Source organism: Bacteroides sp., assembly GCF_030151085.1.
Lineage (GTDB): Bacteria > Bacteroidota > Bacteroidia > Bacteroidales > Bacteroidaceae > Bacteroides.
The window spans coordinates 1-3,074 of sequence record NZ_JASLER010000106.1; the positions used below are offsets into that span (position 1 = coordinate 1).

General features: G+C 41.6%; 2 protein-coding genes. One reads left to right on the forward strand and one right to left on the reverse strand.

All coding sequences use genetic code 11. From position 1 onward, the window contains the following. The coding region (locus tag Q1W14_RS21620; protein WP_300704927.1) for an NAD(+) synthase at window positions 1-1,173 on the reverse strand (1,173 nt) is incomplete at its 3' end. A gap of 137 nt (window positions 1,174-1,310) precedes the next feature. Here Q1W14_RS21620 and Q1W14_RS21625 point away from each other — a divergent pair. After that, the coding region (locus Q1W14_RS21625; RefSeq protein ID WP_300704929.1) for a histidine kinase dimerization/phospho-acceptor domain-containing protein at window positions 1,311-3,074 on the forward strand (1,764 nt) is incomplete at its 3' end.

Sequence of the window (3,074 nt, forward strand, 5' to 3'; positions counted from 1 at the left end):
GCCAAAACCCGGCATCGTCACACCGATAATGTCTTTGCGGGACCATCCCAATTTATCAAAGGTCTTTACACATACCAGCAGTGCCAAGGTAGAATCCAATCCACCGGAAATACCAACCACCGCACTTTTAGCGCACGTATGTACCAGACGTTGTGCCAGACCGGAAACCTGTATCGAAAATATTTCTTCGCAACGCTCATTCAATGCAGTTCCTTGCGGTACAAACGGATGCGGATCGAAACGACGCGTCAGGTTCAGTTCTTTACTATTCACATATTCCGTAGAAACACGTACTGCTTCCTCCGGTGCACAATGTGCCCGACAGGCAACAAATGTTGTGTTTACACGCCTTTCTATACGCAAATGTTCCACATCAATCTCACCAATGACAACTTGCTCCTCAAAAGAGAAGCGTTTACTATGTTCTATTAAGCTGCCATTTTCATAAATCAAACCGTTTCCGGCAAACACTACGTCAGTAGTGGATTCTCCGAAGCCACACGAACAGAATACATAACCGGCAATACAGCGTGCCGATTGCTGACTAATTAGAGAGCGCAAATAATTATGCTTTCCAATTCCTTCATTATCAGCAGAAAGATTAAACAGGATCTCTGCACCTTGCAATGCCAGTGAGGAACTGGGCGGAATAGGTGCCCACAGATCTTCACAGATTTCAATGCCGAATGTCGTATCTGCCATCTCAAACAGTAAATTGGCTCCCATGGGAACCAGTTGTCCGCAAAGGCGTACACTGGTCTCACTAACATCAACAGCAGATGTAAACCAGCGTTTCTCGTAGAATTCCTTGTAATTAGGAAGATAAGTCTTAGGTACCACACCCAGCACTTTTCCTTTCTGAATTACGACGGCTGCATTCAGCAATACACCATTCATCGCTATCGGCATACCCAGTATAGCTATTATGTCCAGCTGTCGTGTATTACTTATAATATGTATCAGCCCCATTTCTGCTTCTTCAAGCAACAGTTGCTGCGCAAACAGATCGCCGCATGTATACCCTGTGACACACAGTTCCGGAAAGACTATGATTTGTACGCCTTTTCCTTCAGCTATGATTATCTCCTTTTCTATTTCTCCGGCATTGAACTTGCAGTCCGCCACCTTCACACGGGGCACAGCCGCCGCTACCTTTACATATCCGTAATTCATAAGGATGTCATTTATAAAATTTGACGGCAAAAATACAGTTATTTATCCACAAACACAAAATAATCATTTCTTTCACTTCGTATATCCCGGATTATTTGTACTTTTAGCCACATTTTAAAGCACGTTATACAAAACTTATGAGGCCCCATAGTACACTCCATAAATGGCTACTTTCACTAATATTATTAGTCGGATGTCTTTCTGTTTCTGCTAAAGAAAAAGAATACGTGTTATTTCTTAGCTCCGTCAATGCCGAAGAGGCCTGGATACATGGTTTTCTGAATGAAATCCAAAAATGTTTTCCCTATAATAAAAACATAGAACTACACAATTATTTTCTCACGGTCCCGGTATTAAAAAGCGAAGAAGAGGTCAGACAAGCTCAAGCTAATATATTACAGACATATCCTACTCCACCAAAAGCAGTCATAATTGTTGGCGACCCGGGATGGTTGGTCAGCGCACCTATTTTCGATGGTCCCTGGAAAGACATCCCTGTTATCCTTTGTTATTCCCGTAAAAGGGTTCCAGCCGACCTGCAAACATTACTAAGTAAGGTTCCTCTAACAAAAGAAAACAGCATTCCCATTGAGAAATTCAATAAAAACTACAATATCACTGTACTGGAACAGCCATATTACATCAAGCAAACCCTTGAACTCATCCGGCAGCTTCAACCGGAAGTCAAACGAATCGCTTTCATTTCCGATGATCGCTATATCAGCGTTGTTACTCGTCAGGCAATAAAAGAAGTGATGCAAAAAGATTTTCCCACTCTGCAACTGGAGCTTTTATCCTCTGAACAAATAAGCACCGAAGAATTACTGGACACACTTACCAGCTACAAAAAAACGACCGGGGTCATCTATTATGCCTGGCTCCGACAATATGGAAGCAATAAGAATTATTATCTATCGGACCACCTTAAAAAAATACTTCCCAGCTTCCTGGAAGTTCCGGTATTCACATTAGCCGATTTAAACCTTCAAGAAAACTTATATGTAGGCGGGCATTATATCTCCATCCATGATTTCACGAACACAGTAATGTCTTTAATCGGTCGTATTTTATCAGGCGAAGCCGCCTCTTCCATCCCTTATCAAAATGGTGGAGTTCCACAGACTTATCTCAATTTCGCCGATCTGAAGTGGTGTAAAATTCCCGAAAACTTATATCCGAAAGATGCGGTTTATTTCTTTCAGCCTCCTACTTTCTACCAACAATATAAAACTTATATCTGGATGACAGGCTTATTCATAGCCCTACTCATTGTTCTGTATATTTTCTACTATATCCATTCCCAAAGACATAAAAAGGAACTCATTCAAGCTAAGGAACGTGCCGAAGAATCCGACCGATTAAAGTCTGCTTTTCTTGCCAACATGAGCCATGAGATACGCACTCCTCTCAATGCAATTGTCGGCTTTTCCAGTATTCTTGCTGAGACAACAGACACACCGGAAAATCATGAATACATCAGAATTATAGAAGATAACAATTACCTGTTATTACAACTCATAAACGACATCCTCGATTTGTCAAGAATAGAAGCCGGTTTACTGGACTTCTGCTACACCGATATAGACGTAAACAGCTGTATCCGTAAACTTGAGGATGCCTTCCGTTTCAGGATGCCGGCAAACGTGAAATGTGTAACAGAATTCGGTATGAAGAAATGCTATATCCATACCGAAAAGAACCGTCTGATGCAAGTACTTGGAAATTACTTCTCCAATGCTATCAAATACACCAAGCAAGGAAGCATTACCATTGGTTATTATCCTCCCAAAGACGGAAAAATCCGTTTCTATGTACGGGATACAGGTTGTGGTATTTCCCCCGATAAACAACAAACCATTTTTCAGCGTTTTGTAAAGCTGGACAACTTCAAGCAAGGCACA